General features: G+C 39.2%; 6 protein-coding genes and 4 tRNA genes. 3 read left to right on the top strand and 7 right to left on the bottom strand.

The annotated features are described in order from the left end of the window. Nucleotide 1: 1 nt before the first annotated feature. Entirely contained in the window at nt 2-9,310 is a 9,309-nt protein-coding gene (locus AC0JIQ_RS05750) for a YDG domain-containing protein (RefSeq protein ID WP_474202906.1), read from the bottom strand. A gap of 536 nt (nt 9,311-9,846) precedes the next feature. On the opposite strand from AC0JIQ_RS05750, the gene AC0JIQ_RS05745 reads away from it, so the two are divergent. Then, nucleotides 9,847-12,561, top strand: a complete 2,715-nt coding sequence (locus AC0JIQ_RS05745; protein ID WP_474202905.1) for a M66 family metalloprotease — start codon at nt 9,847-9,849, stop codon at nt 12,559-12,561. A 178-nt stretch (nt 12,562-12,739) separates the two neighbouring features. Here the strand turns inward: AC0JIQ_RS05745 and AC0JIQ_RS05740 are convergent. From AC0JIQ_RS05740 to AC0JIQ_RS05715, 6 genes are all read right to left on the bottom strand, one after another. Continuing rightward, nucleotides 12,740-12,813: transfer RNA gene (locus AC0JIQ_RS05740), tRNA-Trp, on the bottom strand. A gap of 62 nt (nt 12,814-12,875) precedes the next feature. Then, nucleotides 12,876-12,960, bottom strand: a tRNA-Leu gene (locus tag AC0JIQ_RS05735). A 150-nt stretch (nt 12,961-13,110) separates the two neighbouring features. Beyond that, nucleotides 13,111-13,184 (bottom strand) — tRNA-Trp (locus AC0JIQ_RS05730). Nucleotides 13,185-13,252: 68 nt separating this feature from the next. Continuing rightward, a tRNA-Leu gene (locus tag AC0JIQ_RS05725) sits at nt 13,253-13,337 on the bottom strand. A 106-nt stretch (nt 13,338-13,443) separates the two neighbouring features. Continuing rightward, a complete protein-coding gene (locus AC0JIQ_RS05720; RefSeq protein ID WP_474202904.1) occupies nt 13,444-14,265 on the bottom strand; it encodes a protein kinase domain-containing protein in 822 nt (273 codons plus the stop codon). Next, a complete protein-coding gene (locus tag AC0JIQ_RS05715) occupies nt 14,240-15,748 on the bottom strand; it encodes a DUF3336 domain-containing protein (RefSeq protein ID WP_474202903.1) in 1,509 nt (502 codons plus the stop codon). The genes AC0JIQ_RS05720 and AC0JIQ_RS05715 overlap by 26 nt, the downstream gene beginning before the upstream one ends. Before the next feature lie 177 nt (nt 15,749-15,925). Here AC0JIQ_RS05715 and AC0JIQ_RS05710 point away from each other — a divergent pair, with 177 nt between their 5' ends. Next, on the top strand, nt 15,926-16,810 hold the full coding sequence (locus tag AC0JIQ_RS05710) for an ATP-binding protein (RefSeq protein ID WP_474202902.1): 885 nt from the start codon (nt 15,926-15,928) through the stop codon (nt 16,808-16,810). A 105-nt stretch (nt 16,811-16,915) separates the two neighbouring features. Next, nucleotides 16,916-18,016 (top strand): DUF6670 family protein, encoded by a 1,101-nt coding sequence (locus tag AC0JIQ_RS05705; protein ID WP_474202901.1) that lies wholly within the window; start codon nt 16,916-16,918, stop codon nt 18,014-18,016. Nucleotides 18,017-18,142 lie beyond the last annotated feature (126 nt).

The raw sequence follows: 18,142 nt of genomic DNA, 5'->3' as shown, positions 1-18,142 counted from the left end.
ATTAAAAATTCCCCGTTAATGTGTGAATACCGTCCATGTTGATGCCATCACCAATAATTTCTATTTCGATGTTATCCGACTGTTTTGGTTTATGTGCTTGTGGAGCAAAATGAATCGCTCGCTGATATGGATTACCTAATAAATCTTGCCAAATTGAGAGATTAGGTTGGCTCGGTTTTTCAGGTACGATAGGTGGTTTTGGATCAACCAATGGCGCTTCAATTTTCAACATTCCAGCAGTAAATGTCAGATCATAGTTCTGATCATGACCACTGACCTGATTCTGATAGCTCCCAGTTGAAGTAGCACTTGCACCTGTCGCCGTTACATTTGTTAAAACTTCAGCACGTTCCCCGTTCACTAAGCCTTGAGCAGTGAAACCAGTGACATGTTGTTGCTGACCGTTATAAATCGTCGTTAAACTATTACCAATGACTTGTGCTTTGGCTTTTGCAATACTTGCTTGAGTCTGACTATTTGCTTGTAAGCTATAGTTGGCTGCATCTGTACCCGTTAAGTTGCCTGATACATTTACATTCTTATTTGAACCTGCATTTTTATCAGCAAATTGTCCTTGCGCATTCAGATTAACTTGGTCACCTGTGATTAAACCATTCAAGCTACCATTCACAATCGCACTGGTTGTACCGTCATAGACTTTGTCTTGAGCTGTTAATACACCTGTAATTTGTTTCTTACTGATGTTGGCAGTCACTTGTCCATTGGTGGTGAGTTCATAGTTACCTGCATCTAATCCAACCAAGCTACTTGAAGCCGTAACAACTTTATTTTGACCTGCGTTCTTATCTACAAATTGCCCTGTTGTACCCACACTGACTTGATCGCCTGCGATCACACCACCTGCATTCAAACTACCATTTACAATCGCACTGGTTGTACCATCGTAAACTTTGTCTTGGGCTGTTAATACGCCTGTGATTTGTTTCTTACTGATGTTTGCAGTCACTTGCCCATTGGTGGTGAGTTCATAGTTGCCTGCATCTAATCCAACCAAGCTACTTGAAGCCGTGACAACTTTGTTCTGACCTGCGTTCTTATCTACAAATTGTCCTGTTGTACCCACGCTGACTTGATCGCCTGTAATCACATCACTTGCATTTAAGCTACCATTCACAATCGCACTGGTTGTACCGTCGTAAACTTTATCCTGAGCGGTGATGCTGCCTGTAATTTGCTTCTTGCTGATATTGGCTTGAGTCTGACTATTCGCTTGTAAGCTATAGTTGGCTGCATCTGTACCCGTTAAATTGCCTGATACATTTACATTCTTGTTTGAACCTGCATTTTTATCGGCAAATTGTCCTTGCGCATTCAGGTTGACTTGGTCACCTGTAATCAACCCATTCAAGCTACCTTGGACGATCGCATTAGTTGTACCGTCATAGACTTTGTCTTGGGCTGTTAATACGCCTGTGATTTGTTTCTTACTGATATTCGCTTGAGTCTGACTATTCGCAGCAAGATCGTAGTTGCCTGAATCTATACCACTTAAATTGCCTGATACATTTACATTCTTGTTTGAACCTGCATTTTTATCGGCAAATTGTCCTTGCGCATTTAGGTTGACTTGATCACCGGTGATCAAACCATTCAAGCTGCCATTGACGATTGCACTGGTTGTGCCATCGTAAACTTTGTCTTGAGCGGTTAATACACCTGTAATTTGTTTCTTGCTGATGTTGGCAGTCACTTGCCCATTGGTGGTGAGTTCATAGTTGCCTGCATCTAATCCAACCAAGCTACTTGAAGCCGTGACAACTTTATTTTGACCTGCGTTCTTATCTACAAATTGCCCTTGGGCATTCAGGTTGACTTGGTCACCGGTGATCAAACCATTCAAACTACCATTTACAATTGCATTAGTTGTACCATCATAGACTTTGTCTTGAGCCGTTAATAAGCCTGTGATTTGCTTTTTACTGACGTTGGCTTGTGCTGATGTATTCGCTACAAGATCGTAGTTGCCTGCATCCGTACCTGTTAAATTTCCTGATACATTTACATTCTTGTTTGAACCTGCATTTTTATCGGCAAATTGTCCTTGCGCATTTAGGTTGACTTGATCACCGGTGATCAAACCATTCAAGCTGCCATTGACGATTGCATTGGTTGTGCCATCGTAAACTTTGTCTTGAGCGGTGATGCTGCCTGTAATTTGTTTCTTGCTGATGTTAGCCGTCACTTGTCCATTGGTGGTGAGTTCATAGTTGCCTGCATCTAATCCGACTAAGCTACTTGAAGCAGTGACAACTTTGTTCTGACCTGCGTTCTTATCGACAAATTGCCCTGTTGTACCCACACTGACTTGATCGCCAGCGATCACACCACCTGCGTTTAAGCTACCATTCACAATCGCACTGGTTGTACCGTCGTAAACTTTGTCTTGGGCTGTTAATACGCCTGTGATTTGTTTCTTACTGATATTCGCTTGAGTCTGACTATTGGCTTGTAAGCTATAGTTGCCTGCATCTGTACCACTTAGAGTGCCTGATACATTTACATTCTTGTTTGAACCTGCATTTTTATCCGCAAACTGTCCTTGGGCATTCAGATTAACTTGGTCACCTGTGATCAAACCATTCAAGCTGCCATTGACGATTGCATTGGTTGTACCATCGTAAACTTTGTCTTGAGCGGTGATGCTGCCTGTAATTTGTTTCTTGCTGATGTTAGCCGTCACTTGTCCATTGGTGGTGAGTTCATAATTGCCTGCATCTAATCCAACCAAGCTACTTGAAGCCGTAACAACTTTGTTCTGACCTGCGTTCTTATCTACAAACTGCCCTGTTGTACCCACACTGACTTGATCGCCAGCGATCACACCACCTGCGTTTAAGCTACCATTCACAATCGCACTGGTTGTACCGTCGTAAACTTTGTCTTGGGCTGTTAATACGCCTGTGATTTGTTTCTTACTGATATTCGCTTGAGTCTGACTATTCGCAGCAAGATCGTAGTTGCCTGAATCTGTACCACTTAAATTGCCTGATACATTTACATTCTTGTTTGAACCTGCATTTTTATCAGCAAATTGTCCTTGCGCATTCAGGTTGACTTGGTCACCGGTGATCAAACCATTCAAACTACCATTTACAATTGCATTAGTTGTACCATCATAGACTTTGTCTTGAGCCGTTAATAAGCCTGTGATTTGCTTTTTACTGACGTTGGCTTGTGCTGATGTATTCGCTACAAGATCGTAGTTGCCTGCATCCGTACCTGTTAAATTTCCTGATACATTTACATTCTTGTTTGAGCCTGCATTTTTATCGGCAAATTGTCCTTGAGCATTCAGATTGACTTGGTCACCTGTAATCAAACCATTCAAGCTGCCATTGACGATTGCATTGGTTGTACCATCGTAAACTTTGTCTTGAGCGGTGATGCTGCCTGTAATTTGTTTCTTGCTGATGTTAGCCGTCACTTGTCCATTGGTGGTGAGTTCATAATTGCCTGCATCTAATCCAACCAAGCTACTTGAAGCCGTAACAACTTTGTTCTGACCTGCGTTCTTATCTACAAACTGTCCTGTTGTACCCACGCTGACTTGATCGCCTGTGATCACATCACTTGCATTCAAGCTACCGTTTACAATTGCATTGGTTGTGCCATCGTAAACTTTATCCTGAGCTGTTAATACGCCTGTGATTTGTTTCTTACTGATATTCGCTTGAGTCTGACTATTCGCTTGTAAGCTATAGTTGCCTGCATCTGTACCACTTAAATTAGCTGATACATTTACATTCTTGTTTGAGCCTGCATTTTTATCAGCAAACTGTCCTTGGGCATTTAGGTTAACTTGGTCACCCGTAATCAAACCATTCAAACTACCATTCACAATTGCACTGGTTGTACCGTCATACACTTTGTCTTGAGCTGTTAATACGCCTGTGATTTGTTTCTTACTGATATTCGCTTGAGTCTGACTATTCGCAGCAAGATCGTAGTTGCCTGAATCTGTACCACTTAAATTGCCTGATACATTTACATTCTTGTTTGAACCTGCATTTTTATCGGCAAATTGTCCTTGCGCATTTAGGTTGACTTGATCACCGGTGATCAAACCATTCAAGCTGCCATTGACGATTGCATTGGTTGTGCCATCGTAAACTTTGTCTTGAGCGGTGATGCTGCCTGTAATTTGTTTCTTGCTGATGTTAGCCGTCACTTGTCCATTGGTGGTGAGTTCATAATTGCCTGCATCTAATCCGACTAAGCTGCTTGAAGCAGTGACAACTTTGTTCTGACCTGCGTTCTTATCGACAAATTGCCCTGTTGTACCCACACTGACTTGATCGCCAGCGATCACACCACCTGCGTTTAAGCTACCATTCACAATCGCACTGGTTGTACCGTCGTAAACTTTGTCTTGGGCTGTTAATACGCCTGTGATTTGTTTCTTACTGATATTCGCTTGAGTCTGACTATTCGCAGCAAGATCGTAGTTGCCTGAATCTGTACCACTTAAATTGCCTGATACATTTACATTCTTGTTTGAACCTGCATTTTTATCAGCAAATTGTCCTTGCGCATTCAGGTTGACTTGGTCACCGGTGATCAAACCATTCAAACTACCATTTACAATTGCATTAGTTGTACCATCATAGACTTTGTCTTGAGCCGTTAATAAGCCTGTGATTTGCTTTTTACTGACGTTGGCTTGTGCTGATGTATTCGCTACAAGATCGTAGTTGCCTGCATCCGTACCTGTTAAATTTCCTGATACATTTACATTCTTGTTTGAGCCTGCATTTTTATCGGCAAATTGTCCTTGAGCATTCAGGTTGACTTGGTCACCTGTAATTAAGCCGTTCAAGCTGCCATTCACAATTGCATTGGTCGTACCGTCATAAACTTTGTCCTGAGCGGTGATGCTACCTGTGATCTGTTTCTTTGCAATATCAAGTGAACCATTTTCATATACAATATTATAGTTCGTAGTTGATGCCGCTCCAGCTACAGTGTTGGTATAACTACCTGCATTTCGATCGCTCGCACCAGAAGCAGTAACGCTACTAAAGATATTTGCTTGATTATTTGCATCATTGCCTTTCAAGCCAGAAATCGTAAATCCAGCAACATTTTGTACCTGACCATTATAGGTCGTTGCTAAGCTATTTCCTTTAATTGTGGCAGTGGCTTTAGTAATGGTATATGTGCCATTTACAAAAGTAAGATCATAGTTTTTATCGCCTTTTGCGGCATTACTATAAGCAACAGCATGCACATAATTTCCGGCATCTTTACGTGTTGCAACAGCATTTACTGCCAGAACAGATTCAGTTTCTCCATCAACTAAACCATCAGCACGGAAACTATTAATTTGTTGGTTAAAACCATTATATTCACGTGTTTCATCCAGTGCGTAAACCGTTGCTTTCTTTTTATTAATAACAAACTTGCCGTCAACATAAGCGATGTCATAGTTTTTGGTACTGCTATTTTCGCCTGTCACTTTATTGGTATAAGTTCCTGCATCTTTACCCGAAGCACCTGTTATCGCGATATTTCCAAGTAAGGACTCAGTTTCCCCATTCACCAATCCATCAACCGTATAATGTGGATTGTTAATTGATTGGGTTTTACCATTATAGGTTGTTGAATCACTATTTCCAGTAACGGTAACTTTGGCTTTATTAATAGTTAAAGTGCCTTCATTCCCAATGAAATCATAGCCATGTTGGTTATCACTATAATAAATCGCTTTATAAAGACCCGCATCCGTTCCACTAGTTTGACCATTGGCAGTATATTTGCTGCTATCTAATCCCCAAACATCAGCAAAATGTTGTTCTTTGCCTGTATAGGTTGTGGTCTTATCCGTAACAGATAAATCCTTAGTCGTCAAAAAACTGCGCAGTAAAGGTACGCTCAAACCGTCATAAATACGCCATGCCGTCTGTTTCCCTCCTAATTTGCTATCTGCGTCAAGGAAAGTAAATTTAGATGCATCTTTCATTTCAGCATTAGTCAAACCAAAACTTGCACTACTCCCTGCGCTGTCATTTTGTAGCGTAGTCTCTTTATTCCAGTGACCATTACTCACGGTTGCATTGTTATTATTTCCAACTAAACCACCAACCAGACTATTCCCCGTAACACGTCCAGTGGCATAGGCATTTTGGATCGTTGCTTGGTTTTGGTTACTTCCCACTAAGCCAGCAACATTGCTCAATCCATTCACAACACCAGTTGCATAGGTATCTTTAATAATTGCATTTTGATTAGTACCGACCAGACCACCAACATGGTTCTGACCTGTCACTTGACTAGTTGAGTATGCACTTTCTATTTTTGAACCATCTTGTTGCTGCCCCACCAATCCACCAACAGCATCACCCATACCTATAACCGATCCAGTACTATAAATGCTATAAAGTTGTGAATTCTGTGTACTATTTCCAACAACCGCACCCACATGGTTTTGACCTTTGATATTGCTATTCACGACACCAAAGTTTTTAAGATTTGCGTTCTGAATATAGCCAAATAACCCAACGTTATCCGTGGTTTCTCTATAAATATATAAATCTGAAATTTGATGACCTAAACCATCTAATTTACCTGTAAAAGCGTGACTACTATCACCAAGTGGATTAAAACCTATACCATTTGCATCACCCCAAAACTGTGAGTTTTTGGCATCAATGTCATTACCCAGTAAGTAATTACCTGCAAGATTTTGATTTATATTTTGTAGTTGATTTAGGTTTTGGATAACGCTGTAGTAACCGCCCAATTGATCTTGTTTGTTAACGACTTGGTTTGGACCAATATGATCTTTAAAATACGGCGTGGTTTGATTATCAGCATTTGCCCAAATTTTATCAAAATCAAAGCCAACAAATTTATTGGCATTGAACATTTCATCACTGGTCAAACCACTGGTATTCGCACTGCCTGAACTGCTATCTAGTCCTGTTTTATTTTTATCCCAATAACTATTAGTTACAACACCTTGAACATTTTTACCGAGTAAACCACCTATGGCTGTCGCGCCTGTCACTTTTCCAAGTGCATAGGTATTTTCAATCTTTGCAGCAAGGTTTTCCCCTACTAAACCACCGACCCGATCATTACCTGTGACTGCTCCAGTCGCATAAGCATTTTTGATCTCGGCATCATAATAGTTATTTCCAACTAAACCACCAACATTTTGCTCACCAGTGACAGTTCCAGTTGCATAGGCATTATTGATTGTGCCGCCATGATTATTATCTCCAACTAGACCACCAACAATATCAGTACCCTTCACATTTCCAGAGGCATAGACATTTTCGATAACTGCACCATCATTACCACCAACTAAACCACCAATATAAGTTGAGTTTTGCGTGCCAGTGACATGCCCCGTCGCATAAGCATTTTTAATAGTACTGCCATCAAAGTTTCCTCCGACTAGCCCACCAACAGTTCCATAACCTTGAACTGATCCTGTATTAAATACATTCTCAACCACACTCTGATGTGTGCTTTGCCCGACCAAACCGCCAACAAAACTGTCACCAATCACTGAACCGCCGACCAAACCGACGTTACGAATGACAGCCCCATCAATATGTCCAAACAATCCCACATCATAACTATAAGGTCGATTGATCGTGAGATGACTCACTGTATGTCCTAAGCCATCAAAACGTCCTGTAAAATAATCAAATTCATTACCGAGTGGATTAAAGCCTTTTTCAGCTCCAACACCCCAGTCTTTGGTCACCGTGGCATCAATATCTGTTCCAAGTACGTAATTACCTGCCAGCGCACTATTGATATTTTGTAAAGCCTGTAAATCAGTCACAACCTTATAATCAATACGTTTGCTGACATCCATACCTTTTTGCGTACTAAAATTTTGCCCTGCTTTTAAATTTATCTTAGCGCCATTTTTAATATAATAGTTGGCACTCTCCTTGCCATTTTGCCCATATAACAACACCACTTTACCATCTTGGTTTTGTACCGTAATACTGGCATTCACATTAATATCATTATGTGCTTTTAGCGTCAGTGTAGTGTCTTTATTCCATGTAACTGCTGCATTAACATTAATATCACCCTTTTCTGATCCAGCATTTTGTGTTTCTAAAATGACGGAGGTACTGTTCAAATTATTTTGTAATGTCGTTGCGCCAATACCACTACCCGTTTGAGCAGCCGAGCCGGCATTGATACTAAAATCAGTTGGGTCAATCAGCCACGTTCCTGTTTTACCGCCATCAGATAAAGTCGAAACGTGTGTGCTATCGGCAATTTTCACCTGCGCTGCACTGGTTTCAATGAAACCGCCCGCCTGACCATTGCGACCTTCTGATTTTAAAACACCACTGACATTGGTTGTGCCTTGTTGCATATCCGCAAGCAAGACAATTTCACCTTTGGCATTTTGACTCAAACGATTGGCTTCAATAATACCGCTATGATTCACCACGGCTTTGCTTAAGCTATCTTTGGCTTTTGCAGTTAAATAAATTGCACCGTTATTGGCAAGAATCGCGCCACGGTTATCAATCAGACCTTGTAAAGTACCAATTTCAACTTTGTATTCAGTCAGTTGACCATCTTGTAATTTTAAGGTGACTTGGTCTGCTGCGGTTAAATGGATCACACCATTATGAGCCTGAATCTGCCCTTCATTGATGACGGTTGGTGCAATAAATGCAACGACACCACCATTGGCAATAACCGAGCCATAGTTCTCAATACTGGTAGCATTTCCCTGATTTTGAAGCTTAAATTTCCCACTGATAATATCACTATCTGTGACATTCAATGTTGATGCCACAATCCCACCGACATTCACTTGTGCCGTTTTAGAGAAAATCACACCATTCGGATTTAATAAAAAAACTTGCCCGTTGGCATTTAGTTTCCCCATAATTTGACTGGCATTACTATCCAAAACACGATTTACTGCAATCGAAGATGTATTCGGCTGATAAAAATTGACTGTCGCATTTTGCCCAATGTTAAAACTATCCCATTGGATACCTACGTTTTGACTATTTTGATGAACATTTAACGTATTATTATTTTGACTCACTTGTGCCGAGCCAACTGTGACATTACCACCTGTTGGCAGTTGTACATCAGATACTCCCGCCCAAAGTGAGATCGGAAGCAGTGCTAAACTTAATAAGGATAAACGTAGGGTCCGAAACCAAGTTTTTGTCTCTTTAACATGCCCTGTCACCGTTGAGCTCTGACCGCCTCGCGAATGACTTCGTGTTAATTCCGAAGTCACCTGCCAACAAGCTAAGTTTTTATTCCATACAGTTCTATAAACTTTATTCATTTCTACGCCACCCCAAAATTAATATCAGCGCCAAACTTAAAACTTCCATTTAAAAAATGGACTCAAAATATAAAAATTATGTGTCCCCTCTATCATTTTTAATATAATAAAGGCAATTAAACACATTATTTAAAATATGAATTTTAAATAATAAAGGAGATACATAAAATAATCACAAAGATACATTAATTATATTTAATTTAAAACCCACTGCATTTTTAATTAAGACTAAAGATAATTAATAAATTAATTTAAAGCTCAATAAAACAAGCTTAACAAACCATTAATAATTATAATTTTTGCCAAAATGTGTCAAAAAATGTCATTTAATAACATCATCTTATATTTTGAGAACACCACATCCATATTAAAAATTTACAAAGCAACATTAACATTTGGTTAAAAAAACAAGAACAATATCACGAAAATAATATATGTACTTTATATCGAATATATATACTCATCAATTAAATATAAGTTATATTATTTAAAAATTAATCCCTATTTAACACTTTATTAACTTGGTTAATTAAAATATGAAAAATGTGACAAAACCCTCAATAAGCACATTAAGCTTATGTATTTCACTCTTATTATTATCTGGTTGTGGAGGAAACTCTCAAGAAACAACTGATAATAATAAAACGGATTCGGCGACAAATGGTCAAGCAAAAGCACTTACGACATCAGGCGCTTATCCTGAGCCAAGTAAAGATGTTTTTGATTCAAATACATTGGGATTCTACGATTACGACTTACAGGGTAATACGCGACCTTTACGTAATGATCTTGTCGGTAGCTTTTCAGCAATGATCCAATTTGCACAAAACCATACCGTAGACCCGAATGGTAACGAGGCGAAAAGTATGCCTCGTCTTACCAGTGAAAAAGATGCTCTTCTTTTAGTCACCCCAAATACCGACATGGGTGAGGTGCAACAACTGAATGCAGAAATCTATTTAAATAGTCGTTTAATACGTCGTGTTGCATTACAAGAGCCCACTCAAATCCCCGCCTCAGATCAGTCTAACGGTGATGCTCGTCCAAGAGTTCAATACTCTAAACGCACATGGACAGCAGCTCTTAACTGGGATGAAGTCAAACCGGGTTTAAATATTCGTATTGTAGATCCTGTTAGTCTTAAAAATGGGCGACTCGATGCACAATCGATTGATTTTGGAGCGCCGGGTGAATTAGTAGTTCAAAGCATTCGTTTAGGCATGCTCACCGCACCTCGACAATCAAGCGGTCACTATATGCTGAACGAGCCTGAAAAAGCGGGTACTGATTATTTTGAAACGATTCCTGCGGCAAAAATGATCGTCACAAAGTATGATGACATGCAACTGAATCAAGTCATGGTTGCAAGTGGTGTCATTTATAATGACAAAAGCGCCACAACAGGTGATGTCTACAGCGGTGACATGCGAGAAAATACTGCTAAATCAACGTTTAGTACAGGAATCAACCTTGCAAACTGGGGTGTAACCAGTGCATCAATGTCAAGCCAAGAGCAACCTCAACTGACTCAAAGTGCAGTCATTCACCATGCTTGGGGTAAATACCAAAATGGTGATGTCAACCATGGCTTAAGTGGTGGTAATGGTATCTTAACGCTGATCGATTCTGTGGGTAATGAATTCAGTCATGAAATTGGGCATCACTATGGTTTAGGGCATTATCCCGGACAAAATGGTGAAAACTACTTTTGGTCAGCTCATCATCCTGACAGTGGATGGGGTTATATTGCTTATCGCAACCGTATGCGAGGCAATTTAAACTGGAATAATACAAATCTAGAAAATCGCTTAGGTGGCACACCAATTTTCCAAAATGCCTATACTTACGGCACTGATGCTATGGCAGGAGGTAATTACTCTAGCTCCCTTTCCCGTTTTACCCATTACACGGGTTACAGCACGCAGCAAAAAATTCAACCTGCATTTGATCGTGCAGTTTGGGACTCCAACTCTCCAACAGGATATAAGCGTTGGAACGCGACAACTCGCCAAATGGATGTCACTCAACCTAAAGTCCCAAACTCAAGTCAAGTTTGGTACAACCGCCCAGATGGCAATTATTTAAAACCCACTCAATTTGGTGTACCCGTTTTTACCATTTTAGGTGGCTATGACCCTGTCAACCAAATTGGTCTGCTTTATCCTGCAGCACGTGGTAATTGGGGGAATGTTTTCTCACTCCCTCAAGCACAACCAAGTCTTGCAAATGCAAGCTGTTGGATTAATGTCAAATATGCATTAAAAGCTGAGGAAAACATTGCGCTCGCACCAAATCGAATGAATGGAAATGCAAATAAATTGCACATTAACTTGGCTCAAAGCGATGCACCACTAAGCGTTGATTTATACTGTAAACGCGCCAATGAACAAGCCAATAAACTTTCATCGATTGTTATTCCAAGTTATGCCCAACCTCTACCCGCTGCTGTAACGATTGGTAAAGAACAAGGTTATAAAGCTTTACGCAAAGTTGAACTTCCACAATTAGAACAAGCTTTACTTAGCAATCAAGGCAAGCTCGTCGCTAATTTATCTCCAAATAATAAAATTCTTTATGATTCTTATAAGAATTTTAAAAATGAACTTTCAACAACTGCGCAGCAAGAACTAGAACGCTACAGCAACCAACAAGAACAGCTATATCGCTTAAACCGCTGGGTCAATGTATATCGTAGTGACTTAACAGCGAATGTGACTGCTGCTCATACTGCTTTAAAAAGCTTTGTTGCTCAACTTGGTCTTTCCAATAGTAATCCATTGGCTGGCGCCACTATGTTTGTTATGCCAAACATGAATTCAGCGTGCCTCAAGACAGAAATCTCAAGTAGCACAGGAAAACCAAGTGTATACATGAGTGGCAAAAATGGCTGTACAGGTGATAATGCTAGTTTATGGGTCTATGATGCTGTAGGTAAAATCCATAGCGTACAATATCCTGAACTTTGTTTATCAGGTGCAACCCTTGCCAGCTGTAATAACAGCGTAAGCAATCAGATTTGGGAAACACCTTTAACAGGCTCAACACAGCAATTCCGTCAAGGTAATACTTGCCTTGATTTGAGTGGTGGCGGTGCGCCAGCCGCAGATGGTCGTGGTACTTTAATCACATACGGTTGTGGCAGTGGAAATAATCAAAAATGGACGATTACCACAGCTAGTCAAAACTTTATTTTAGCTGCTGCTACAGGGCAAAATTTACCACTCTTGGCAACTGCATTAGCAACACCATAATCAATCAATATATAAAACCACCAACTTAAGACTAGGAAACCTATGTGTTCCCTAGTCTTTTTTATATAAGCTAAAACAGGCTATGTATGCTTTGAGCAAATATTTCTATATTTTCACTCAAGCATTAAATTGAGAAAATAAAAAAGCCCTTGTAAATACAAGGGCTTTTTTATTTATCTGGCAGAGGATCAAGGACTCGAACCTTGACGAACGGTTTTGGAGACCGTCATGCTACCATTACACCAATCCTCTATAACTACATGATCAATTCATTTCTGATTTAATCATAAAAGTAAGAAACTTACTTTTAAATTTGGTGGGGGCGAAGAGACTCGAACTCTTACACCTTGCGGCGCTGGAACCTAAATCCAGTGCGTCTACCAATTTCGCCACGCCCCCGATGGATGTGTATATTAGTGATAAACTTTCTTGCTGACAAGCCTTTTTTATAAAAAAACTATGCATCTGAAAGCTAATGCTTTTTTCATATACAAATGAAAAAATTATTGAAATAAAAAAAGGAACTTATTTAAAGTTCCTTTTGATATTTGGCAGAGGATCAAGGACTCGAACCTTGACGAACGGTTTTGGAGACCGTCATGCTACCATTACACCAATCCTCTATAACAGCATGATTAACTCATTTCTGATTTAATCATAAAAAAAGCAAGAAACTCTTGCTTTTTAAATTTGGTGGGGGCGAAGAGACTCGAACTCTTACACCTTGCGGCGCTGGAACCTAAATCCAGTGCGTCTACCAATTTCGCCACGCCCCCGATGGGTATGCATATTAGTGAGAAACATTCGCTATGACAAGTCTTTCTGACAAAAAACTCTACCAAATGCACATATAATATTCAAATCAAACATTTATGTTTATTTTTACAGCAAATCAATCGCATTTAAACAATTTTTTACCTCTATCGCTGAGCTAAATCGCTGTTTTACATGTTTCTGCAATAAGCCTGTTAATAAAGGCAAAAAACACCGCAATTCATCAGGTAATTCAATTTCCAATTTCTGGCAATGTAGGACGGCCCATTCATGGTAGTTTTTTGCAGTTAATTTGCTTTGGGATAACCACTCATAAACAATGATGCCAAAAGCATATAAATCAGTTTGTACGGTTTTTGGCTTCCCATGAAAAAGCTCAGGTGCCATATAATGAGGAGTTGCGGTTAAATTTTGGATTGGCTGTAATTGATAACTTTGTTCAAAATCAATGAGCCTGCATGAGTTTTCATATAATCGAAAATGCTCTGCTTTAAAATCGCCATGAACCCAACCTAATTGATGCATACTTTCAATCGCTTGCAGCGCAGTTAAAATTTTATAGTGGATAACTTGAATGCTATCCGTTGCCTGAATATGACTAAAAAATACATTTGTAGCAACACTAAGCAACCCTACTCCACGCTGTGGAAAGTCATCGTCATTTTTAATATGGCAAAGTGGTATAATTTGATGGGGCAATAAAAAATTCTGTCTAATTTGAGAGTTTTGTTGATAGAAACTTAATTCTCGCTCAAACGCTTGCTCTAAAACATCATGGCTATTGATTAAATGAAATTTAAGCCAATATTGTTGTTGATCAATCTGGCAACTATATAAACGCCGACCAAAAGCATAGCTTTCAGGTTTAGTACTTAGACTCAAATTATCCAGTTGAATATTTGAATCAAAGATCAACGTAGTAAAACTCATTCTGTTGCTTTTCTTGCTGCTTACGTAGTGATGTTAAACAATGCTCAATCGTTTTGCCAATCCGCGCATGAATTTCAATAGATGAAATCTTCGGCCATGTCGCTCGCTCTCCCTCTTGCTGCAAAACCTTAAAGAGTTTCGGACGTGGATTTTTAAGCATATAGCTATAATGTCTTAAACCATAGCGCGCAATGATATTTACATCGCCGTAATAACGCTGCCCTAAAATGCCATATCCATGATCTAAAACACGGCGAATGGGGAAAAAACCGCCCATATAATTACGTGTTAAATCCATGACTTCCATTGCAATTGCTTTGCCTTGATGTCGAATAAGTCGTTCAGGCCAATTTAAAACATCGCGACGAAACCGTTCTGTATCACTTTGCATAAATGGCACGATATGCGGATTTACTTGGCTGGCAATGGTGTAATTTATATTATACAAACGAGCCATTTTTTCTTGTGGAAAATCACTACGCATACTTCCATCCACCCACTTTGTATTGGCCAAATAAGGTGTATGCTGACCATCATAACGTTTACTAGTTAAGTGCACAGGCGGAAATAATACAGGTACAGCACAAGATGCTAAAACAGCACTCCACACCAAAACATTCGGCGCAGTTAGTGCATTCATAATCCGCGGGTTTTGTGCTGTGTTATAGGGGGCAATTACAATATTAATATGTCGCTTTGACTGTTGGTAGGCTTCTGCAAATGTCACATCACCCAAATTTTGCATCAGGAATTTTTTCAAATACATGACATCAGCAATACCACCATGCCCTCGAATTAGCTCTGAAATTTTCCTGAATTTAAAAGCATCACTAAAAAAATGTTCACCTTTGAGCAGTTCTGGAATTTTATCAGCAGAGGACACCCCCAACATTCCAGTCATGATCGCCCCGGCACTTGAACCAGACAGGACTCGAGGCATTAAATCTTGTTCGAGCAAAGCCTTACATACACCTGTATGAAATAAACCCAGTGTCGCACCACCAGAAAACATAAGTGCAGGTTGTCCATAGGCTCTTTGACATTCTTTAAAAAATTGAATTTTTTCTTTGAGTTGAAAAGTAATACATTCACTAGAAGCTAAATAGCGAAGACATTCACTCATTTCTTCAACATAGTTTTCGATAATTCTTTTCGTACCAATATAGGTTTGTGCAAATAACATTGGATGACCAATATTGGCGAAGTCATAAGATAAGCCTTCACGAAGAACATAAATTAAATCTAAAGTTCGATGTTGCATTCGATATTTTTTTAATAAGTTATATCGTTTAGATAAAATTTCTGCATCAAAGTAAGGCGATTGATTGTCATATTTCCATGCTTCATTCCCCGCTTCTTCGTCCAGTTTTAGTGCAATTTCTTTCCATTCCGCATAAGAACTCGCATGTTGCAAGCTCTCTTTTAACATATCTACTCTATGCAATTGATATGTATTTCTTTTTTCTTGAGCTCTATTGAACATTAGCATTCCTATTTTTCATTATATTCTTATCATCTCGCACTTATACAATGCAAAAAGCAGCACCAACAATCAAGGGTAAAATTGACCGTTTGCAACATTTTTAATGATATTTTCTTCATTTCAGCTATAGCAATGATAGTATCCCTAATCATTAATCACTGAGTTTGGTTTGTGTTTATGGCTATCCTTGATTTACCCGAATCTATTCTTCAATCTTTATCTAGTGTTTTGACACAGTTACAACAAGTTCTCCCTGCTCCTAAGCAGCCAACAGATTTTTCTGCGATTGCTTTTCGATGGGAAAATCAACAATTAGTTGCAATTCAACAACCTAAAAAAATGTATTTAGAAGATCTAAAAGGAATTGAACGCCAAAAAGCCAAGATTATTCAAAATACTTTACAGTTTCTCAATGGCTTACCTGCCAATGATGTCTTACTCACAGGTTCACGCGGTACAGGGAAATCATCCATTGTTCGCGCCTTACTCACAGAATATTCAGCACAAGGTCTGCGTTTAATTGAAATTGAAAGAGATGATCTTTCTGATTTACCTAAAATCCAAAAATTAATTGAAAATCGTCCTGAAAAATTTATTGTTTATTGTGACGATCTTGCGTTTAACGCAGAAGATGAAAATTATCGTAGTTTAAAAAGTGTCTTGGATGGCTCACTTCAATCGGGTTCAAGTAATTTTATTATTTATGCAACCAGTAACCGCCGTCATTTACTACCTGAATTTATGCATGAAAATACACCTGTGCGTAAAGTGGATGTTCCTCAATATACAGAGTTACATCCGCAGGAAGCGATTGAGGAAAAAATTTCACTGTCTGATCGTTTTGGCTTGTGGCTTTCCTTCTATCCAATGGATCAACAACTGTATTTAGAAATTGTTGAGCATTATATTGTTCAAGCAAATTTGGAATATAACGACATTGTTCGTGCTGAAAGTTTGAAATGGTGCCAAGCTCGTGGGCAGCGTTCAGGGCGTGCAGCTTACCAGTTCTCTAAACATTGGATTGGCTCGCAAAACCTTGAAAAATTGTCTAACAAAGCTTAGGGAGATTGTCCTAAAAAGCTTTGGCTTTGTCCTTATTTCCGCTTAGCAAAGGCAATTGTTTTTCATAACCTAGCTTTTCAGTATGGAAAGAACGTAGGAAACAAGATGAAAAAACAATTGCCACCCTCATCCCTTACAAGCAAAATTTTAGGTAAAAGTTTATTACTCGCACAAAGCACCTTAGACCAAGCGATTAAATATTCAACGAGTCCTTTTTCTGAACCAGAAATCATTCGTCCTAGAACTGAAGAAAAATTCTATTCATGGACACACTACGGCATCTTCTTTCCATTGCTACCTGAGCCACATCGTTATTTGAATATCATGATCTTGCTCGGTACGCCTGGGGCATTGGCTTTTGATCATGATGATATTACTTTGGGTGATCCACGCAAGACTGCAACTTTCTTTTCAAGTACTGCCGCTTTAGATGAACATCTATTAAAAGCCTATATCATGCCTGAAGAGACTCATATTCAAGAAAATGGTTGGCAAATTGAGTTGGGACAAGAAGTTTCGATTGAAGGCACTTTACCCAATATTCATCTCAAAGGTGCTTATCATGGCTTAAATTTTGAGTTTGATTTAAATGTTACCGATCAAGTCTCTTGGTTTATAAAAACCCCGATTTATGATCACTTTAGTTTATTGTCAAAATTTAAAGGGCAACTCGAATACCAAGGACAAACAACGCTTGCGGAAGGCTTATGTAACTATGAATATGCAAGAGCAGCGGGTGCACATGGTATTGTTAAAAAATTACTGCCTGAAACCTATAAACTCCCACTCGATTTTTTTACATATCAAATCATTAATTTAACAGAAACCACTCAACTACTTTTAACCAAAGCCGATATTTTAGGTCAACCAGCGGCATATAGCTTACATGTTCGCCACACAGATCAACCTGCTGAAGTGTATACCAACGTGGAATTTAAAATTATTTCACATCAAGTTGATGATTATATTTCCCCAAGTGGTAAGAAAATGCGTTTACCGCAATTGTTTTCATGGTCTGTGAAGGATGATGCTAATCAGAAACTGCTAGAAATCATCGCAGAAGTCGACAGTCCATACCGCTATGGTCATGGGATCGGTTATGCAAGTGCATACACTTTCACGGGTGAATATCAAAATCAAAAAGTTCAAGGTCGTGGTTATCTTGAATATATTGATGTCGAAAATCAAAATGCCTTTAAAGATTAAAAGTCTTGGATTAAGCAAAATAAGCCTTTGATTTGTGTTCAAAGGCTTTTTTACTCTCTAATTTCCCACTCTACTTCATAGCTGAAAAAATTGTGATCTATTTTAGCACCCATACTTGCTAATGAA

This window comes from Acinetobacter sp. FB (genome assembly GCF_056033405.1).
This window is presented reverse-complemented; position numbering and strand designations above follow the sequence as displayed.